The organism is Kitasatospora sp. NPDC057936 (assembly GCF_042887525.1).
In the GTDB taxonomy this organism is placed as follows: Bacteria; Actinomycetota; Actinomycetes; order Streptomycetales; family Streptomycetaceae; genus Kitasatospora.
In genome coordinates this window covers 1-1484 of the sequence record NZ_JBHVPD010000087.1, presented here as the reverse complement: position 1 = coordinate 1484, position 1484 = coordinate 1, and the positions used below count along the sequence as shown (strand labels likewise).

3 protein-coding genes are annotated in these 1484 nt (G+C 67.0%); 1 reads left to right on the top strand and 2 read right to left on the bottom strand.

All coding sequences use genetic code 11. The features are described 5' to 3' along the window. Positions 1 to 244: 244 nt before the first annotated feature. Entirely contained in the window at positions 245 to 496 is a 252-nt protein-coding gene (locus ACFVU9_RS34235; protein WP_387600242.1) for a tyrosine-type recombinase/integrase, read from the bottom strand. Between the two features lie 207 nt (positions 497 to 703). Next, a complete protein-coding gene (locus ACFVU9_RS34230) occupies positions 704 to 1216 on the bottom strand; it encodes a hypothetical protein (protein WP_387600165.1) in 513 nt (170 codons plus the stop codon). Between the two features lie 155 nt (positions 1217 to 1371). Here ACFVU9_RS34230 and ACFVU9_RS34225 point away from each other — a divergent pair. Beyond that, the coding region (locus tag ACFVU9_RS34225; RefSeq protein WP_387600239.1) for a transposase at positions 1372 to 1484 on the top strand (113 nt) is incomplete at its 3' end.

The window sequence follows — 1484 nt, the reverse complement described above, 5'->3', positions numbered from 1 at the left end:
GTGTTATTTTTTTCTCTAACTTTCTTTTCCCCCCCCCCCCCCCCGGGGTGGGGGGGGGGGGGGGGGGGGGCCCCCCCCCTCCCCTCCGCCCCCCCCCCCCGGCCGCGGGTCAAGTGGGTCAAACTGGTTCATATCGGGTCATTTCTAAGGCCCTTCTGGCGCCTACTGCTTGCCGTGGTGTGACTCGGGCAGCATCGGAGCGGCTTGTCTTCGGCCATTTCGAGGCGATGGCAGTTACGGCGTGTTACCAGCGCCGGGTGATCTGGCCGTCGCGTTGGAGCTTCTCGAGGTGATGGGTGAGGGCTTGGCCGGCTTCCAGGATCCGGAGCACGTCGGGGTGGAAGTAGCGCTGGGTGGTGATGAGCCGGTGGCCCGCGATTTCCTTGAGGATGTGTGGAAGGATGCCGGCGTCGGCCATCCAGGTCAGGCCGGTGTGGCGCAGGTCGTGGCGGCGCAGGTGTTCGTAGCCGAGGTCCCGGGTGACGCGTCGTCCCAGTGGGTGGCGTCGCGCAGGACTGTGGAGCTGATGCGACCGCCGCGCGGGCCGGTGTAGAGGCGGGCATCCGGGTCGCCTCGCGTCGCTTGGAGCCGCCCGATGATGAGCGGGCGCAAATGGTTCGACGATCGGGATGAGGCGGGCGACCCTACCCTTGGTGTGCTTGTCGACCAGGCCGCGGGGAGCTGGGGGTCTGTCGGCGGTAGGTCAGGAGCCACTTGTCGGTATCGACGTCGCGGCCTGGACTCCGGAGACCTCGCCGATCCGTGTGGCAGCGCAGGCGCTGCGGACGACGACATCACCCCATCCGCGATAGCGGTTGTATGAGGCCGTGACCAGGGCATCGGCGATTTCGGTGAGTGCGTCCCAGTCGCGCAGGGCGAGGGAGCGGGGATCCCGCAGTTCGTCTTCGACCTGCTGGTATTCGCACTGCCAGCCGGTGATGTGGGCGGGGTTGCGTTCGAGGATGCCGTCTACGATGGCCTGCTCGAAGAGGCGGGAGAGCATGGCGAGGGTGTTCTTGATGGTGGAGCGGCTGCAGCCATCGGCGATCCAGCCGAAAACTGCCGCAGTGATGAGGGCGGTGGTGATCAGGCGGCGGGGGAGTCGCCCGAGCTCGGGCTCGATCCGCAGGTGCCAGCCGGCGAGGTATGGGGCGTGCGTGGTGGCTTCCAGGCCGGTCAGGATGACCGGGAGGCGGAGGTTGACGTAGTCACCCAACGGCATGGAGGCCAGAGACGGGAGGACAGGGCTGCCGGTGGCGTCAGCCAGGATGGTCAGCCATTGGGTGACCAGTGTCGGGTCGAGCTCATTGTGGACAGCCCCTGCCAGGAAGCTGGCCTAGGGCGTTTCTTTCCGATCATCGGATCGTTGGTCTGGTCGTGCCGTTGACTGACGCGCAGTGGGCGCGGATAGAGCCGTTGTTGCCGGACCGGACGCCGAAGCGGGGCGGTCGTTGGCGTGATCATCGGGAGGTGATCGACGCGAT